Annotated in this window: 16 protein-coding genes; 12 read left to right on the top strand and 4 right to left on the bottom strand. The window is 39.1% G+C overall.

Translation table 11 applies throughout. The features are described from left to right. Positions 1-90: 90 nt before the first annotated feature. Positions 91-1,023 carry a calcium-binding protein gene (locus XEN7305_RS26665; RefSeq protein ID WP_006509929.1) on the top strand — a complete coding sequence of 311 codons (933 nt, stop codon included), beginning with the start codon at positions 91-93 and terminating at the stop codon, positions 1,021-1,023. 14 nt (positions 1,024-1,037) lie between these two features. On the opposite strand, the gene XEN7305_RS13125 is transcribed toward XEN7305_RS26665, so the two are convergent. Beyond that, positions 1,038-2,456: a di-heme oxidoredictase family protein gene (locus XEN7305_RS13125; protein WP_006509928.1), complete on the bottom strand. Its 1,419-nt coding sequence runs from the start codon at positions 2,454-2,456 to the stop codon at positions 1,038-1,040. Then, positions 2,453-3,697, bottom strand: a complete 1,245-nt coding sequence (locus XEN7305_RS13120) for an imelysin family protein (protein WP_202951277.1) — start codon at positions 3,695-3,697, stop codon at positions 2,453-2,455. The genes XEN7305_RS13125 and XEN7305_RS13120 overlap by 4 nt, the downstream gene beginning before the upstream one ends. 406 nt (positions 3,698-4,103) lie before the next feature. Between XEN7305_RS13120 and XEN7305_RS13115 the strand changes: the two genes are divergently transcribed. The 4 genes from XEN7305_RS13115 (at position 4,104) to XEN7305_RS13100 (ending at position 6,941) form a co-directional block, all read left to right on the top strand. After that, complete coding sequence (locus XEN7305_RS13115) at positions 4,104-4,361, top strand: FeoA family protein (protein ID WP_006509926.1); 258 nt, start codon at positions 4,104-4,106, stop codon at positions 4,359-4,361. A 144-nt stretch (positions 4,362-4,505) separates the two neighbouring features. Beyond that, positions 4,506-5,288, top strand: coding sequence for a DUF928 domain-containing protein (locus XEN7305_RS13110; protein WP_006509925.1), 783 nt, complete (start codon positions 4,506-4,508; stop codon positions 5,286-5,288). A gap of 152 nt (positions 5,289-5,440) precedes the next feature. Then, positions 5,441-6,112: an HAD family phosphatase gene (locus tag XEN7305_RS13105; RefSeq protein WP_006509924.1), complete on the top strand. Its 672-nt coding sequence runs from the start codon at positions 5,441-5,443 to the stop codon at positions 6,110-6,112. A gap of 136 nt (positions 6,113-6,248) precedes the next feature. After that, complete coding sequence (locus tag XEN7305_RS13100; RefSeq protein WP_006509923.1) at positions 6,249-6,941, top strand: polysaccharide deacetylase family protein; 693 nt, start codon at positions 6,249-6,251, stop codon at positions 6,939-6,941. A 188-nt stretch (positions 6,942-7,129) separates the two neighbouring features. Here XEN7305_RS13100 and XEN7305_RS13095 read toward each other — a convergent pair whose 3' ends face one another. Continuing rightward, positions 7,130-9,085, bottom strand: a complete 1,956-nt coding sequence (locus XEN7305_RS13095; RefSeq protein ID WP_006509922.1) for an AarF/ABC1/UbiB kinase family protein — start codon at positions 9,083-9,085, stop codon at positions 7,130-7,132. A 174-nt stretch (positions 9,086-9,259) separates the two neighbouring features. On the opposite strand from XEN7305_RS13095, the gene XEN7305_RS13090 reads away from it, so the two are divergent. The 5 genes from XEN7305_RS13090 (at position 9,260) to dprA (ending at position 15,523) form a co-directional block, all read left to right on the top strand. Next, positions 9,260-10,126, top strand: a complete 867-nt coding sequence (locus XEN7305_RS13090; RefSeq protein WP_158500399.1) for a pentapeptide repeat-containing protein — start codon at positions 9,260-9,262, stop codon at positions 10,124-10,126. Positions 10,127-10,295: 169 nt separating this feature from the next. Beyond that, positions 10,296-12,062, top strand: a complete 1,767-nt coding sequence (locus XEN7305_RS13085; protein WP_006509920.1) for an AAA family ATPase — start codon at positions 10,296-10,298, stop codon at positions 12,060-12,062. Then, positions 12,059-12,742, top strand: a complete 684-nt coding sequence (locus XEN7305_RS13080; protein ID WP_006509919.1) for a Rho termination factor — start codon at positions 12,059-12,061, stop codon at positions 12,740-12,742. Before XEN7305_RS13085 ends, XEN7305_RS13080 begins: the two co-directional genes overlap by 4 nt. Positions 12,743-12,765: 23 nt before the next feature. Further along, complete coding sequence (locus XEN7305_RS13075) at positions 12,766-13,944, top strand: LL-diaminopimelate aminotransferase (protein ID WP_006509918.1); 1,179 nt, start codon at positions 12,766-12,768, stop codon at positions 13,942-13,944. 391 nt (positions 13,945-14,335) lie between these two features. Beyond that, positions 14,336-15,523, top strand: coding sequence for a DNA-processing protein DprA (gene dprA / locus XEN7305_RS13070; protein WP_006509917.1), 1,188 nt, complete (start codon positions 14,336-14,338; stop codon positions 15,521-15,523). Between the two features lie 89 nt (positions 15,524-15,612). Here dprA and infC read toward each other — a convergent pair whose 3' ends face one another. Then, positions 15,613-16,161 (bottom strand): translation initiation factor IF-3, encoded by a 549-nt coding sequence (infC, locus tag XEN7305_RS13065; protein WP_006509916.1) that lies wholly within the window; start codon positions 16,159-16,161, stop codon positions 15,613-15,615. Between the two features lie 706 nt (positions 16,162-16,867). On the opposite strand from infC, the gene XEN7305_RS13060 reads away from it, so the two are divergent. Next, positions 16,868-17,284, top strand: a complete 417-nt coding sequence (locus XEN7305_RS13060) for a hypothetical protein (protein WP_006509915.1) — start codon at positions 16,868-16,870, stop codon at positions 17,282-17,284. Next, positions 17,281-18,438, top strand: coding sequence for a DUF2974 domain-containing protein (locus tag XEN7305_RS13055; RefSeq protein WP_006509914.1), 1,158 nt, complete (start codon positions 17,281-17,283; stop codon positions 18,436-18,438). The genes XEN7305_RS13060 and XEN7305_RS13055 overlap by 4 nt, the downstream gene beginning before the upstream one ends. Positions 18,439-18,716 lie beyond the last annotated feature (278 nt).

Raw genomic sequence — 18,716 nt, 5'->3', positions numbered from 1 at the left:
TTAATATTTATCATTCTTGGCCAAAAAAATACTTACGTATTATGTATAATTACCGGAAGTGAAATATATTAAACTACAGAATAAAAGTAAATGTGTCAATTTTGTGATGCCTGTGCCGGGGATAATTCTGGGAAAAATTCTATTTATGGTACTAATGATGCTGATTTATTAATTGGAAATTCTCTTGCTAATTCTATATTTGGCAAAGCAGGAGATGACTCCCTGTCTGGTCACGCGGGAGATGATTCCCTATATGGAAATGCTGGCAATGACAGTGTATTAGGAGGTTTAGGAAATGATTATCTGGTTGGCGATCGCTTTTCCAATGAGACTCTTGATCCAGAAAATAGCGACGATACGCTGCGTGGTGGACTAGGTAATGATGAAATCCATGGCGATCTTGGTAATGATCGCCTTTTTGGTGGTCACGATCAAGATGCCCTTTGGGGTGGAGTTGGTAATGACTGGCTTCACGGTGGTCTAGGAGATGATTACCTAAACGGCGACGAAGGAAATGATAAACTTTTCGGCAATGCTGGGAATGATACATTGTACGGCGGTGATAGTTTATTTGCCCTTGAAGAACGAGATTTTCTTCAAGGTGGAGATGGTGAAGATTTGCTAGTGGGTGGAAGAGGTAACGATACTTTGGTTGGTGGTAATCAAGGAGATCAATTTGCTTTCACTGGTTCAATTTTTGGTACTAGTTCTTTTGCCGAGGCTGATTTTGGAGTTGATCGGATTAGGGATTTTGGCAATGGAGACGATCAGATTTTTCTAGGGAAAAGAGTTTTCAGTCGCTTAAGTAGCGATGCCTATGGTGATTTTGATGCCAGTGAATTTGCTGTCGTTAATAGTAATGCAGCAGCCACAGCAGCCGAAGCATTAATAGTTTATAACAGCAGTTCAGGAAATCTGTTCTATAACGAAAATGGCACCGAAGATGGTTTTGGTGATGGTGGTCAGTTTGCTGTGCTACAAGGAGCACCAGAATTAACCGCAGCAGATCTCATGGCTGTCTAAAGGCTTTAGCCATCTCAGAGTGAATTGAGAAATGTGATTAAAGCATCTCGTTCAGTTTGTGATAGCTTCAGGACAAATTCTTTAGCAGCTTCAGCTTCGCCACCATGCCACAAAATTGCTTCGGTCAAATTGCGAGCTCGTCCATCATGGAGGAAAAAAGTATGTTTGTTAACATTTTTCACCAGACCAATGCCCCAGAGTGGTGGCGTGCGCCATTCTTGACCATTAGCTAAAAAATCGGGACGATTATCCGCTAGATCTTCTCCCATATCATGCAAGAGCAAATCCGTATAAGAATGAATGACTTGATTGTTAAATTCTTCATGGACAGAAGCATTTCCCGTGACTTGTCTTGGGGTATGACAAGCAATACATTGAGCTTCATAAAAAAGCTTTTCTCCCAACTGTTCTTGGTCTCCTGCTAAATTACGCCTTGCCGGTACAGCAAGTAGGCTAACATAAGTGGTAACTTTATCTAAAAATTCATCGCTGACCTCCGGTTGCTCCCCTAACATTTTTTCTTTTTGACATTGGGTTTGCTCCTCACTACAACTTGCGCTAGGAAATAATGAGGTTGTTAAACCAAGATCGCCATTAAAAGCCCCAGCAATTTGCTGTTTGAGATTGGGTTGATTTGCCTTCCAACCAAAACGACCTAAACTTTTGCTTTGCTGCTCTACATCCCAGACATAGTTAGGACGTCCAGAAATCCCGTCGCGATCGCGATCGCCTGGGTCGGCATTTTGCAAGATATCTGCTTCCCGAATGTTCTCCAGCAGAGCCAGTCCAAAAACCGCCGGTGCAACTCGGGGGGAAAACAGAGCATCTTCGCCTAAAGCTCCATAGGCCAAGTTGGTAAATTCATAGCTAGGACGACGCAGACTAAAACTAGTGCCATCGGCAAATTTTCCTGGTTCTTCTTGCCAAGTAATCAGAGTTTTTCCTTCAGACTTAACACCCAAAATTCCTTGTTCTTGTAGTTGCCCTCCATAAGTCGGATGAGGTAACGGCCCACCATTGTCATCTTCACCAGGAACACTCAAGCGAATCAGCTTAGAAAGCATTAGCTCTTCATGGGGTAAAGGAGGGCGGCCTCTGCCATCTCGGATATGACAACCAGCACAAGAACTGCGATTGAATAAGGGCCCCAAACCATCCAAAGTCGCTACAGAACTAGGCGCTTCGACCCATTTAGTATTAAACAGATGATCCCCAAAATTAAAAACCCTTCTGCGATCGCGGTCCAGATTTGTAATCGGTTGGGCAAAAGCTGTTTGAGTTTTCTTGAAAACAGTTGCTAGCTCGCCACCAGAAAGCGCCGTCCGATTTTCTGTTATCGAAAGCTGACTTGTGGTGCCTACTCTGGGGAAAGTAATAATAATAATTGCGGTCAGAGCAGCGAGCAAAACTAACAATGGGCGCTTTGTGATCATTCTGCCAAGATTTCTACTTCAATTCCTAGAGCATTACCAACTTGTTGAAACATTTCAGCTTGATCCTCAAGACTTGTAATTGCCGCCTCAACATCTTCTCTTTCTGGACTACCTGCGGGAGATGCTAACACCTGATCAAAGGGCTGAGCGATATTCACAACCGAGCTCTGAGTCTTATCCAGTGCGGCAATCATTTGTTGATTCAAATCAGGATTAATCTCGCTTACAAGCTCATCGAACCCTTGTCCTTGATAATCTTGGTAGTTCCCGGTGTAGACATTGTAAATACCCTGGGTATTGTAAACAAAATCCTGATACGTCGTATCACTAAAGCAGGAATGTTCGTCCTCTTGATTACCACTATCTAGGGCAACTGCCATACGTTCCGAGGATATTTCAAAGGCACTAAGTGTTGCGAGGGAAGTGAATATTTTACTGATATTTTCTTGGGGATCACTATTGACAAATTCAGCCCGAAAATTATCGGCCCCAGGCTTCCAGGATTCCTCAAGAAAAGCCAAGTCTTCGAGCAACTGAACTGTCACCAGTTGGAGATATTCGCGCCGGCGATTATTATTGCCTTGATCGGGGATGAAATCTTCGTAACTGCGTTGGCCAGGGCCTTGATCATTAAAATCCTGTCCCCATAACAAAAACTCGATCGCGTGCCAACCCGTTGTCACATCGGCTTCATCCGTGACTTGATCGTTTTCTAAAATGCCTTCTAGAGAAACCTCAAAATCTGGATTATTAATCAACCCAGCATCTGACTTCCCTTTAACATAATCGATAAAGGCTTCGTTCATCGGCCAAGCATTGATGCGACCTTCTGGCCCTTCTTCTCCGGTCTCGGAGTCAATATAGTCTATAGGGCCTTCATAAAACCGAAAAGCTTCTGTTTGGAGATAGCTTTGTCTCGCTTTGATCCAAGCAGTTTTAGCCTCGCTATGAGTAGTTTCGTTGGGCTGAGCCAAAAAGTCAGAAATCGCACCTGCCATCGCTGCAGCCTGGGTGTGAGAATCACGATAATTTAAATAAACTAGCTCAGCATAGGTTTCTATATAAGGGTCAAGATCGACACCAGAGAGTACTGCGACTTGCTGAGTTGGGGTTGCAAGATTTTGATTGGCTTTAACAGAATCGATCCCGACTATCGATAAGGCGATCGCACCTAAGCATAGCGATCGCACTAAGGAGCGAATTGAGCCCCGTTGGTACCTATTTTTTGATAACATTGACATACGTTATTTTAATCACTTGAGGAATTAGGGCAAATCTGCCCGGTTCCTCGTTTTTTTATCTCTGGTTTTTCCCAGTTGTGAATTATCATATTACATTTTTTGCTATTAATTCTCAACTAAAAATTTTTTTATTATAAATTCAGAATTTTACTACAATCACACAACAGTAGCCTTTTCAGGGATATACCCGCATTGGATTCAGGCTCAACTTAAGGATTAATTCCGTATTGCGATCGCAGAATAAGGGGAGAAATCAATCAAAGGTATTTGATAATTGTTACTAATAAGCTGAGATTGTGATATTACTAGAGATAGTATTCTATCGGCTGATTGCAAACATATCCCCGATTGCCGGTAATACCAGTTGGTGATTGTCTTCGTTATTTTTAGAAAAAGAGTACATTAGATGCAAGTTCGAACCAAGATTAGAGAATTATCTCTAGGTACAATTGCTACGGTAGTTGGCTACGAGAAGGCTTATGGCGGTTATGTTGGCAAGTTAATTGCTGTGGGATTAACGCCTGGGAAAAAATTTGTTGTCCTCGATAGTCTTTCCTTAGACAACCGTGTAGTAATACTATTGCAAGAAAAAATTATTCAATTGTATAAGCCAGAAGCCGACGCCATCTGTGTCGAAGAGGTTAAAGAGGAGCCAGAAATGTAATTGGAATTCAGTATTTTCTCGGAGTTGAGCACATATTTTTTTGGTAAATAATCATCAAACTTTTACAGTTAATTTGTCGTATTTTATTAATTGCTAGCTTACAATTGAGTTAATTGAATTATCTATTTAATATCTTTTGTAAAAATGAAAAGTAATCTATTGAGAGTTAACTCTCTACTTATTTTTTGCGCCTTGGCCATTTTGAGTACGTCCTCTTCGTCAAGTAAAGTGATTGCTCAAGAAAATACTAATGCTCATGGGGTTTCTGCCACACCATATAAAGTTATGTTTGACCCTCCAATGGGGGACAAACCTAAAACCAGTCAAGCAGGAGCATCCCGTGGAATTGGAAAATGTCTCCAACAGGCAGAAAATGTTGATTTACCTTTTTCGCCTTTGCTTCCTATTTCAGAACAAGCTTTAACTGCTGCTTCTCATCCCACAGTATTAGCTTATTTACCTCAGACTTCTGCGAACAAAGCGCTCTTTAGCTGGCGGGACGAAAATAACAACGAACATTATCAAACTATTCTGCCAATCAATAATCAAGGTGGCGTAATTAGTTTGTCTCTTCCTGAGATTGCACCTCCTTTAGAAATAGGGACAAATTACCAGTGGGCATTAGCCATTATGTGTGATGGTCAATTACATCCAGATGCACCGATAATTGAAGGCCAAATTCGACGAACAGCACTAGATGCAGCCATACGCGATCGCCTAAAAACTGCTAGTCCCCTGGAAGCTGCTATTATCTATGGCAAAGCTGGCATTTGGTATGAAACAGTTGCTACTTTAGCCCAACTCAAAACAGCAGAACCACAAAATCAAAATTTAGCATCTAATTGGCAGGATTTATTAACTTCTGTGGGTCTAGAAAAGATATCTCAAGCTCCAACTGCAACCGAGTCAGTTGTGACTGATGAATAGTCAAGAATTTCTCTAGTTTTGTAAGATACAGACAGGTAACATGATTAATGTTAATAATTACCAAGAAGACCATTGAGCTTGTCCCTGAGAGAAGGAATAGGGCTTAATATTTGGTGAATTCTGTAAAAAATAACCTAAAAACTAGAGAATTTATGCTATCTGCAATTCTGTTCGATTTAGACGGAACTTTGGCCAATACTGACCCGATACATTTTAAACTTTGGCACAATATCCTCAAAGACTATGATATCGAACTAGATCAAGATTTTTATCAGAAGAACATTTCAGGTAATACCAATGCTCAAGTTGTAGCTAAGATTTTACCTACATTATCAGCCCAGGAAGGTGAGCAAATGGGCATCGATAAAGAAGCAATGTATAGAAAACAAGCCAAAACTTTGTCCCCCACACCCGGCTTGGAAAAAATTATTGCTTTGACTGATCAAATACCCTTAAGGCGCGCTGTTGTGACTAATGCACCCAGGGAAAACGCCGAACATATGTTGGAAGCATTGCAACTAACCGAAACATTTCCCATTGTGGTCGTATCTGATGATGCACCTCCAGGAAAACCAGATCCTGCTCCTTATAAATTAGGTTTAGAGAAAGTTGGTGTAGCTAGTAGTAATGCGATCGCGTTTGAAGACTCTACCACAGGCATTTGTTCTGCTGTAGCTGCGGGAATTTATACTATTGGGGTCGCATCAACTCATGATCCCAAATTATTACTAGCAGCAGGAGCCAATATGGTGATCAAAGATTTTAATGACCCTCAGCTTTGGGCATTTTTGGAACAAGAAACTTCTTCATCGGTAGCACTATAGACCTTCTTTAATTAGTGAGATATATAAGATACTGTTTTGGGGAACAGGGAACAGGGAATCGGGAATCGGGAACGGAGAACAAGAAACTGAATCCAGTGTCTTACTCTTCTCTTAAATTGGTATCACCTTATTTATTATGAATTCCATCACAGGCAATATTGTTGTAGGTATCTCTAAATTATTTTCGAATGCCGTATTTTACAAGCAAACATCATCGCCAGTAGTTTCATTAACAATTGATGATGTTGGTGACTCGAGTACATTCAAAATCCTTCATATAATTGATAATTTTAACCAGGAAATAACAAATGAGCAGGAAAAAGTCAGAGCAACTTTCTTTGTTATTACAGACAAAGTTAAAGATCCTAAAATACTCGAAGAGATATTAAGCAAGGGTCATGAAATTGGTAATCATGGGCAACTAGATCACTTTCATGTTTTGTTGGGAATTGATAAGTTTAGAGCTGAGATGAATCAATTACATGAAATACTGTCCTCAAATTCAATTGAAGATAATATTCGGTGGTTCCGCCCTGGTAGAGCTTTTTACAATGGTTGCATGTTCAAAGTTTTGCGGGAGATGACCAGCTATTACGATAAATTTGCTTTGGCTTCTATGCTGCCCTTAGATACTTTGCCTATAGTTAATAACCCGAGATTTACCATAAAATACTTATCTAGATTTATCTTTCCTGGCTCAATTTTATTGCTCCATGGGGGAGATCTAAAGCGTACTAGTAACACGGTAGAAGTTCTTGAGACATTGCTGCCCAAACTCAGACAGCAAGGATATCAAGTTGTTACCTTGTCAAAACTTTGGGAATCTTAACTAGGGAATTTTAAGCTTTATCTTGTCACAAAAAACTAAGGCGATTTCTCAAAATATTTGTACCAGGTTTTGATCAGATTTACCGATAATCTGTAAGGACGATTCGCGAATCGCCCCTACGTCAATGGTATGTTCTTTCCCAGAAATCACCTAACACCCCAAAACTCAAAATCTACACTAGATACTTACTAGCTGGCATGGGTTCTTTCCAACAACAAATTCCTGATTAATCTTGCTGCCATTTTTTGAGTGAATTTTCCGGCTACAGTTTGTCCAAGCTGCTGAGTTTCAGGTTTAGAGATTATTTTGACGACAACGGAAACTACGCGAGTGGGATCAAACCCTGGGGTCTGTTGCAAAAGTCCCAAAATATTTTTGAGATGAGTAACCGCATAGGAATCTTCCTGTAATTCTGCGGGAATTTCTTGTACAGCTAAGCCCACTCGCTGACGCACAGTAGCTGAGACATTGATCCAAGTTTTGCGTCCTAGATTATCTAAAGTATTCACAATCTCATCAGCCAAGCGATCGCGTATATAAGTCCCTCTTTCAGAGAATAAATAATCCAAAGCCTGATTAACTATCTTGTCAAAGTCATAATCTACAGAGTTATTAGCATTGCGCATCAAGTTCTCTAAACGATGCCAACGGAAACCTTCTTCTTTAAAGAGTAAATCCTTAAGAGAGTTCCGCAATTCGGGAGCTGGATCGGTTAATAAACGTTTTGCTACATAGGGATAAGCCTTACTGAGAACTTTAAAATCGGGTTCAATACCGATCGCAATTCCTTCTAGAGTTACCATTGAACGAATAATCAGAGCATAATAGGCAGGGACACGAAAGGGAAATTCGTACATCATTGCCGACATCTGATCAGTAATGCTCTTAAAGTTCAACTCAGCAACACTAGCACCTAAAGCATTGCCAAAAACATTGGTTAAAGCGGGAATAATTGGCTTGAGATCCGTATCAGGAGTCAAAAAGTCTAATTTGACATAGTCAGTTGCTAAGGATTCAAAATCTCGATTAACCAAATGGACAATTGCCTCAATCAAACCATAACGTTGATAGGGCTTAATCCGACTCATCATGCCAAAATCTAGATAGGCTAGTCGGCCATCAGGCATGGCTAATAAGTTCCCAGGATGGGGGTCGGCATGGAAAAACCCATGTTCTAACAATTGTCTGAGGGAACATTCGACACCGACTTCTACTAAATGAGTCGCATCAATGCCTTGGGCTTGCACTTCCTCTATATTAGTCAGTTTGGTTCCCGTGATCCATTCCATGGTCAACACTCGACGCCCTGTATATTCCCAATAAATTTTGGGAACATAGATTTCTTCCATGTAACCGTAGAGGTTTTTAAATCTTTCGGCGTTGCGCCCTTCTTGAGTGTAGTTAACCTCTTCAAAAATTCTTTCTGCTAGTTCGTCGGTAATGGCAATGAGATTGGATCTGACCTGCTTGATATTGTTTTGAACCCAACTAGCGAGCGATCGCATGATAAATATATCTAAGGCAATGCGACGCATCAAATCAGGACGTTGCACTTTTACTGCAACAACTTCCCCTGTCTTGAGTTTTCCTTTATATACTTGCCCCAGAGATGCTGCGGCGATCGGCTCTTCTGATAATTCTGCGTAAATATTTTCTGGTGCTTGGCCTAACTCTTCCTCGATGAAGCGAAAAGCAAGTTCGTTAGGGAAGGACGGTAATTGATCTTGTAGTTTGGCGAGTTCTTCTAGATAAACAGGAGAGACCAAATCGGGTCTGGTGGATAGAGCTTGTCCTACTTTGATATAGGCAGGGCCGAGTTTGGTTAAGATTGATCGCAGTTGAATTGCTCTAGAGCGTTCGTTCTTCTCAGCAGTCCCTCTAATCTTGTCCCACCAAGAAGCGATCGCGTAAGAGGCAAAGCAAAAGACAATGTTGATTAGTCTAGATAAAACTTGAAAGGGACGTCGGCGATATTTGCGGTTAATCCTCTCTGAGTCATAGCGCCATTCCGCATTTGGTTCTTCGATATCGATATCAACTGTCGTTTCAGGAGCAAAACTAGACTCAGCCTTATCAAGAGGGGAGACATCGCTGAGATCTGATTGAGGCAGGGCAGGAGCAGATGTTAATGTTTTTTGAACCATGGGATTGGGGCTGACCTTAGGAAGATTTGTAAACAATTGTAACAATATATCGGGCGATCAGGTTTAAATTCCTGGAAAATCCTTTCGCTCCAGTCTTTGGGCGAATTCATAATCTTGGCAGTCTGAGATATCGATGGTACTTTTGCCGACAAGTAAATGAGGGAAAAAATTGCGATGTCTGACTCACCAGAAGAACAAACAAGAAAATTTTTCAATGCTTCCAGTATTACAGAAAAGACCTTGTGGGATTGGTTGGAGTTACTCATTATTCCTGTCATATTTTCTTTTGGCGGATATCTGGTGAGTGCCGCCGCCGAAAAAGTCCAGGAAGCAGCGGTGGAGGAGCAATATCAACAAAGATTATTTAGAGGGTATATCGCGCAAATATCAGAACTACTGATCGATAAAGGATTAACTACAGCTGATGAATTTTCCGAGGTTAAGGTAGTGGCGCAATCTCTTACGGAGTCTACTCTTAGAGATTTGGATGCTCAAAGACGCAATTCCCTGATGTTGTTTTTGCGATCGACAGGATTAGCGACCCCCTTGCCAGGCTCCGAAAGTCAAAGCGGCATCTTAAGTTGGTCAAATTTAGCCAATATAGATTTGAGTGAGACTATTATGAATGCTATTGATTTACATTATGCAGATTTGGAAAATGCCAATCTTAGTCAGGCTTTTTTGGGGGGTGGCTCTAATTTGAATAATGTGAAATTTAATAATACAATTCTCGATAAAACTGATTTTCGAGATGCTAGCCTTCAAGAGGCTGTTTTTGCCTATACCAATCTTGAAACGGCTGAAAATATTACTGAAGAACAGCTCCGAACAGCATTTATCTGCAATACTAAAATGCCTGACGGTTCAGAGTCAGATCGAGACTGCGCTTTTCTGATAGAGCAACTGCTTTGTAACATTGCTCCTCCTGAAGGCTCAGATCCTGGGGCTTTTGACCCTCCAGATTGTAATCAGTTAATCGCTAATTATGCTGATCGTGATTATGATCCTAAGCATAGTTGGGATCATAAGAAGAAGTTGTAAAAATAATCTTTTATTTATCTTGCCGTCTACAAAATTGAATTCTGTCAGAATTTAGAATCTTTGCAAGATTGTCGTCTGAATTATTGAGATACTAAATTTTGCTACTTAAGTTGGGAACTATAAGCATATATGAAATCAAGTTTAATTCAATATTTCTTATTGCTTACCAATGACTTACTCACCCACTCTTGTGCAAGAGAAACTAGACTACGGGTTTCTTGTGCTTACTCACATAGTCTGTGCGGATCGGCAAATTGATTCTGAAAAATTGCAGTACCTGAAAGAATTAGGCGATCGCAGAAATATTTCAGAGCTGACTAAAGCCAAGATGAACAAAATTTTGGCTCAAAATAATCCTAATCTCACAGTTGACTATATTGCGAATGCAACGATCAATGAACAGCGATCGCAAGTTATGCAACAAATCCTGACTACATTTTATAAGCAAGGTTTATTTGGGCTCCCTGAACAAGAAGCGATTATGCGGATAGCCAATGTATGCAATTGGTCACAAAAAGGAATCAAGCGGATTATTCAAGCACAAGGGTTCAAGTCTCCAACTCGTCAAATATCACCAGAGATTGAAAAAACACTGGTAGAAACACTACAAAATCTTCCAGAATTTGCAATAGAGGAAGTAGTCAAGATAATCTTTATGCCAACATTTTTTGATGCGCTAGGATTTGCTTTGCTAGAAAGAAAACCAGAATTTATAACTGAGGGAAGACTTAGGGTCGATTATGCACTTCGCCATAATGCTGAAGACAATATTTTTTTGAATGACAAAGTTAATCCTCATATCCTAGTAGAGTTAAAAGGAAGAAATATAGATATTGCTTGTGATAAGCCTCAATATAAAACAACAGTTAATCAGCTAAAAAGTTATTTACTAGGCTCTAATTGTAAATCTGCACAATGGGGTATTATTACTAACTCAAAGCATATTCAGTTATTTAGGAAACACGGCAAAGCAATTTATCCTGCAACTTCTTGTTTAGAAATTAATCCTGAAAATATCGTTGATATTACTCGTAAAATTAGGAATAAGATTGAAAACCCTTCAAGAGCCTTAACAGTAGCTGTTTATAACAATAAAGGTGGGGTAGGAAAAACAACAACAGTAATAAATCTCGCTGCGGCATTAACGAGAAAAAATAAAAAAGTCTTAGTTATAGATTTCGATCCTAATCAAAGAGATTTAACTAATTCTTTGAATATTAAGCCAGGAACACAGTCATTATATGATTGCCTAAGAGACAAAAAAGATACTATAAGCTTAAAAAAGGTAATTAGTCCTTATACAAAACAATTTAAAGGAGGAATATGTTTTAGTTTTGATGTCATTCCTGTTGATGATCAATTAGCTCAATTTCCTGAAGACAATCTACGTAAAGAATTTAGCTTCTATAGTTTTCGTAAAAAATTAGATAGCTTAAAATCTGACTATGATTATATTTTGATTGATACTCCTCCAAACTGGAGATTCTTTAGCATAGGTGCTGTTTATGCCTCAGATGTTGTGCTAATTCCAACCAAGCACAATAATATTTGTTCTTTACAAAATGCGGCAGTTACTATTCAAAAATATATTCCTCAAATTCAAAAAATTAGACAAGAAAAAACGGAAGGGATAGAATGGGGAGTATCTGCTTTACCTATTTTTTTTAATAATGAAACAACCGTTACAAATGCATCCAGAAAAAGAGCTAAAATAGAAATTGATTTAATTGTTGATAAATTTAAAAGTGAATATAAATACGATCTAACTTATTATTTTTTCTCCCATTATGATATTGAGGAAAGTACTAAAGTTTTTAAGTTACCTTATAGTGCATACATAGCTTCAGCTATTTGCGAAAAGACACCAGCTGTATATAAAAGTAGCGTCGCATATAGTTATTACACAGAATTAGCCAAGGAGTATTTTTTACAATGAGTAATTTAAGTGACATTGGTAATTTAATGTATCTAGATTTGGAGATAATTGAACCTGGTGAAATAGCCAAAACTCCTGAGTATCTTATTACAGCAACAGCTAAAGAATTACATAATACAGATGGGAGAAACTGGATACCTTTAGTCGTTAAAGAACTTGCTGAAGATAGCTACCAAGTTATTGGTAATTCTTTTATTTATGCCGTAGCTGAGGCCGCAGGACTAGAAAAAGTATGGTGCATTATTGCTGACGATAGCGAGCAAACGGCCAAAGTAACTAAAATGCTTGCAGGAGAAGAAATCCCCAAAATTAATTTATCCACAGCATCTAGAGATGAAATCAAATCTGCCTTGGAGTATTTAATAGAACAACCAGATACTGTTCTTAAAAGAGTAAAGCTACCTGTCGCAACTAACAGAATTGATGAGTCGCCTCGTCAATATTGGCAGGACTTAAAGCCCATTACCAAATTAAAATGTGGCATTACCGCAGGTAAAAAGATCAAAGCCTTAGAAAAAGTTTTTTATCTTACTCCTGAATCTATGCCTGATGATATTAAAGATCCTAAAATTTTAAATACTTTAACTATCACAGAATTAAGAAAGCTTGCTAGGCAACGTAAGCTGAAAAAATATAGTAGATTAACTAAGAGTAAGCTCGTTAATTTATTAAGTCATTGATTTGATTGACCTAAAGGAAGAATATGAAATTTGCCGATCGCATACAACCCCTTGCAAATAATGTATTTGCCGATATGGATCGAGCGAAAACGCTAGCAAGAGAACAGGGAAAAGAGATTATCGATCTTTCTCTAGGTTCATCAGATTTGCCAGTGGCTGATAATATTCTGAGCGCGATCGCAGATTCTTTACGCGATCGCAATACCCATGGCTATCTCCTCTTCAATGGCACCAGAAAATTTCGAGAAACCGCAGCAGCTTGGTACACAGAAAGATTCGGCATTGCCGTAGATCCAGAAACCGAAGTATTGCAACTGATTGGCTCCCAAGAAGCGACGGCCCATTTCCCCCTAGCAATTCTCAATCCTGGGGATATCGCTTTATTACTCGATCCTGGTTACCCTTCCCATGCAGGAGGAGTTTATCTCGCAGGAGGGCAAATCTATACTATGCCTTTGCTCGCAGAAAATCAGTTTTTGCCTGTGTTTGAAGATATTCCTGCTGAAGTATTGACTCAAGCCAAAATGATGGTTTTGAGTTATCCCCATAATCCGACTACCGCGATCGCACCTCTAGCTTTTTTCGAATCGGCAGTAGCTTTTTGTCGTCAACATGATTTAGTCCTAGTTCACGATTTTCCCTATGTAGATTTGATATTTGAGAATGCAGCAAAACCCCCGTCAATTTTGCAAGCTGATCCGAACAAGGAAATTTCTATTGAATTTTTCTCCCTCTCCAAATCCTATGGCATGGGAGGATTTCGGGTTGGTTATGCCATTGGCAATCGAGAACTGATTAAAGCTTTACGGCAAATTAAAGCAGTGGTTGATTTTAATCAATATTTAGGAATTTTAAATGGTGCGATCGTCGCCTTATCTGGTTCGCAAACTCCTGTTACCGAAACGGTAAATATTTTTCAAACCCGGAGAGATGCTGCTATTACTGCATTAGATAGTATCGGGTGGCAAGTCTCTAAACCAGAAGCCACAATGTATATCTGGGCGAAATTACCCGAACCTTGGCAAAATAATTCTATTGATTTTTGTACGAAATTAGTAGCGGCAACTGGAGTTGCTTTAGCTCCTGGGGCAGGTTTTGGCAAATCAGGTGAAGGTTATGTCAGATTTGCTTTAGTTCAAGAACCAGAAACCTTACGAAATGCGATCGCGAAAATCTCCGCTTTTTTATCTGGTAAATCTTAGTAATAGACTTCTTGCAGAAGTCGGGAACAGGGAACGGGGAACGGGGAACCTCACAGGGGTAGACTTTTTACAAAGGAGTAATTAACAACTTTTAACTAGATCAAAAAGCCAATAGAAAAGTTTTTTTTGCACAATAAGTGTCTCAAAATTTCTCCTAGCCTTTTTATTTTCAATGTTTTTAATCAAACTTTACATTAAAAGTAAAAAACCTACCCTTGTAAGGAACGGGGAACGGGGAACAAAGAACAATAGTTTTGCAAGAGATCTAATTTTGATTAAACTCAAATATTTTTGATAACTATGGGAATCTTTAGTCTACAGAGCAAAATTTTTAATTACTTATCAGCATTTGCCCAACACCTAAAACCTAAAACCTAACACCTTTCCCCCTGTGTCACAAGAAAAAGCTTATTGGTTAGCCTGGTCTCATGTCCGAGGAATTGGGCCCACTTTACTCAAAAGAATTGAACAAAAGTTTGGTTCGCTGTCTCAAGCTTGGCAGTTGCCAGTTGCCGAATTAGGAAAAGTAGAAGGTTTTGGAGGGGCAATAATCTCTAAAGTGCAGGAAGAACGCCCTAAAATTAATCCTGCTCAACTATTAGAAAAGCATCTTCAAGATAATCCTCAATTCTGGACTCCAGCAGATCCAGATTATCCTCGATTATTATTAGAAATTCCTAGTCCACCACCGGTTTTATACTATCGAGGCCAAGTAGATCTTCAAGAAAATTTGGGGAAAGTTCCTGCGATCGCAATTGTGGGAACTCGTTATCCCACAGCATATGCAAAAAGTTGGACTCGTAAAATCGCTAAAACCCTAGCCGAACAAGGATTTATCATTGTTTCAGGCATGGCAGCAGGAATTGATGCCGAAGCCCATTGGAGTTGTCTAAAGGCAAACCGCAGAACGATTGCGGTTTTAGGGACAGGAGTAGATCGAATTTATCCCCACAGCAACCAAAAGCTTTATCAGCAACTAGAACAAGAGGGTTTACTTCTGAGTGAATATCCTGCGGGAGCTAAGCCAGAACGAGGTAATTTCCCCGCACGCAATCGGATTATTGCCGGTTTATCTCGTGCTGTTTTAATTATGGAAGCACCCCAAAAATCTGGGGCCCTAATTACAGCGCGTTTCGCTAATGATTTTTGTCGAGATGTTTATGTATTACCAGGTACTTTAGACAATCAACAAGCGATTGGTTGCCTAGATTTATTGAATCGAGGGGCTCATGTGATCTTGAGTGAAACTCATTTGCTAGAGATGTTGCAAACCATTCCCATGCTAGATCCTAGTACAGGTGATCGCAGTTTTCCTTCTAGCAAGAAATCCCAACTAACCTTAGATTTTTCAGATTCCAAACTAAATATCACCAGCCCACCACCACAAAAACGAGATTTTTCCCATCTAGAGCCAGAATTAGCCCAAATTATGTCGATTATGAGATCTGAATCACTTTCTCTAGATGCGATCGCAGAAAAAACAGGTTTAGATACTGGAAAATTATTAGCTTCTTTATCTCAATTAGAAATCATGGGCCTAATTTCTCAATTACCAGGGATGAGATATGTTGCAACTTAAACCGCGCCCAGTTTGAAAACCCTTAGTTATCAGGCTAAAGCGATCAGACCTTGCGCCATGGACCGCGGCTTGTTCTTGAAAAATACATATTAGTCGGGAATAAGAGTGATGTGCATTTGGCTTCTGCTTCTGAGGTTAAGCTCATAGACTTTTGCAACATCTTCTAATTGTGCGACAATTCCTTCCAGTTTGGTTTTACCTAAATGAATAAATGCCTTTTCTCTACCTCTAAATCTCATAGAGAATTTAACCTTGTTGCCATGAGATAAAAAACCACGAGCATGTCGGAGTTTAGTTTTCAAATCACCAACATCCGTACTATATCCAATCTTTAATTCTTTGACTGCGTTGTCACGTTGGTTCTTTTTAGCGTCTGATTCTTTCTTTTGTAATTGATACTTGTATTTACCGTAATCTATCAATTTGCAAACTGGAGGATTAGCTTTAGGGGCTATTTCTACTAAATCTAGATTTTTTTCTTTGGCCAGCGTTAAGGCTTGGTCTAAAGATTCAATCCCAACCTGTTCCCCATTTTCATCTATGACTCTAACCTGCTGTGCTTGAATCTTCTCGTTTATCTTGTGTCTTTCTTTTTGATGTAGTTGCTTAATGAATTTGTTTCTTTTTACTCTTTTCAAAAAATACTCCTAATGGAACTATACTTCAACAGTATAGATCATCATTTTGTTTTTAGCTAAAGTTGTTCTAAAAAATCAATAACAGCCAAGACTAGAAAATGAAAGTCAAATCAGAGCATTTCAAAAATGTACTTGCCAAAATGAAACAATAACGTTACAATGTGAGCCAATATTAATCCGGTAAATTATTAGTAATAGACTCTTGTTAGCTTAGGTGTTGCAAAATAATTCCCAAAGAAAGCAAGGACAAGAAGGTTGTTACTTCGAGTCTTTATTTGCACAGAACCAAGCCGTATCAAGTAAATTTTTTTAGATAGTTGCAATGGGTTTTAGAGGGACTGTAAGTTATAAATCCTTGATCTACTGTTTTAGATGCTGTTTTTTTATGAAAATCAGTTGTAGCGAGGGTTTAGTGAGCTTTAGTTTAAGAGAATTCGAACCCGCAGTTACTAATAATTTAGACGATTAAATACGAACTGCCGAATTACAAATATAAAATATGCAAATTGATTTGCCTTTATTGATTCCGTTCCTCAGCACGATCTATCTTTTGAGCGTTCACATTCTATTAAAATTGTGTCAGCTCAAGATATCCAAAAACTTATTGCGCAATTTTTGGAATGATTAATTAATATAGTTTTGAATTAGTATTTAGGTTGAGTCAAGAGGATTGGTCGGTCTCAAAAATACTTAAAAATCAAATTTTATGAAAGAGACTCGTGATTATGTACGACTGGAAGCGAAAAGTCGCGCCTTAGCTTTTGATTATGCTCTTGGTATATCTATTTTGGGCCTAATACCCATTGATGGCCTACTAACTGCAAAATTGCTCATAGCCATAAGTTTGCTAATTAAAATGCTCTGGGATATTGGAGTGAAATGGAAATTTGCCAAAGGACAAGATATCTTAGCAATTGCAGGTTACGTTTTTGGTTTTATTGGCGCTTTAGCTATAGCTTTTATGGCCTGGTTAACTTTATTAGCAATTGGATTATTTATTCCTTATGTAAGTAGCCTGAAAGTCGCTGCGGCCCTATTCACATTAACTTGGGTTCTTGGTCAAAACACAAATCAATTTTATGCTAGTGGCCACAAAAAAATTAACAAGGAGGCATCAAAGTGAAATTTAACCGCAGACAGCTTTTAATGGGTGGATTGACAGCAGGAATCGCTACCACAATGGGGGCCGATTATAAAGCACATCAAAAACAAAAGCAGTTACAAGCTTTAGCTAAAGAACAAATGCCACAAGACCAGGAAAGTCTCCTAAATGCTGCTTTTCAGGCTGATGCTGAAAAAATTTATCAAGGACAGCAAATTATGGATTCCTTGAAGCTGAAACCTCCTGAGGTTCCCTATGATCGAGAGCTGTCAAAGCTTCTAATTCAGTGCAGTAAAATAGCTACCCAACAATATCTAACTGGGAAAACAATCCCCACCTATGATGGTTCAATTAACAGTCTTTCTGCCTATAGCTCAAATCTTGATCGTTACACTCAAATAGCCTCTTTTAAAGGCAAAGAAGCGGAGACATCCCAAACTGTTATGGTTGATATATCGAATAATCGGAGTGATTCTTCAGATCCTTTGCAAAGAAATCTGGACAATGCGGAAACTCAGGTAGGAAACACTATTGGCGAGATGGTTAAACTAACCAAAGAAACCCCTGTATATTTAGGATTCGTTTTAACTTCTCCAGAAAATAATATTATTGTCTTTCGCGGAACTCAAACCAGAGTGGAATGGGTCAATAATCTCACAGCTGTTCAAAAAGATTTTACAGATCCAATTTCCGGTCAGTATTTTGGTAAAGTCCATCAAGGATTTCTCAAAAATTACCAAAGAATTCTACAGCCTCTTCCCAGAGAAGTTGCCCAAAATTTTGATTTGGCAATCCCTTGCTATGTTACCGGACATAGTTTAGGTTCTTCCTTGGCAATTTTAGCGGCTTTAGATCTAGCACTAAATATCCCTAAATTAAAATCACAAATTCAACTCTATACCTATGCTAGCCCACGGGTGGGAGATCCCACTTTTGCTACGCTTCATGCTGAACAAGTGCCCAATAGTTACCGAATAGCAAATCTGGCAGATGTTTTTACTTTAGTGCCTCCCACTCAAGCAGTCGGGACTTATGTTCATGTAGGACAAGAATGGTCGTTTTTATCTCAAAACGGGGATTTTATGCCTAATCATGTAGTAGATACTTATCGAGCAGCAGTTCAAAGGGAAGTTGAAACTGACAGCTCTCGCAATTATCCAATCTCAGGCTTGTAAAAATTATCTTTGACTATCATAATAAAATCCTTGGAAACCTTCTGAAAAAAGTCTTCTATTCGCCCCAGATGGCCTCTTTACACCAATAAATCCTGGAGTAGTTGTAGGCTAAATCCAAAGTTTAGATTTGATGGTAAATACTAGTGATACTAAATCCTGTTGAGACACAAAACTTACGAGTTGAGGGATGGCAGAGGGCAGAGGGCAGAGGGCAGAAGGTTTTGAGTCCATTTAGATTTTCTCATCTAAACATGTGTTTTCAGAATCGGATTTAGTAT

It is taken from the genome of Xenococcus sp. PCC 7305 (assembly GCF_000332055.1).
Lineage (GTDB): Bacteria > Cyanobacteriota > Cyanobacteriia > Cyanobacteriales > Xenococcaceae > Xenococcus.
The sequence above is the reverse complement of the archived record's forward strand: the minus strand, read 5'-3'. Positions and strand labels throughout refer to the sequence as shown.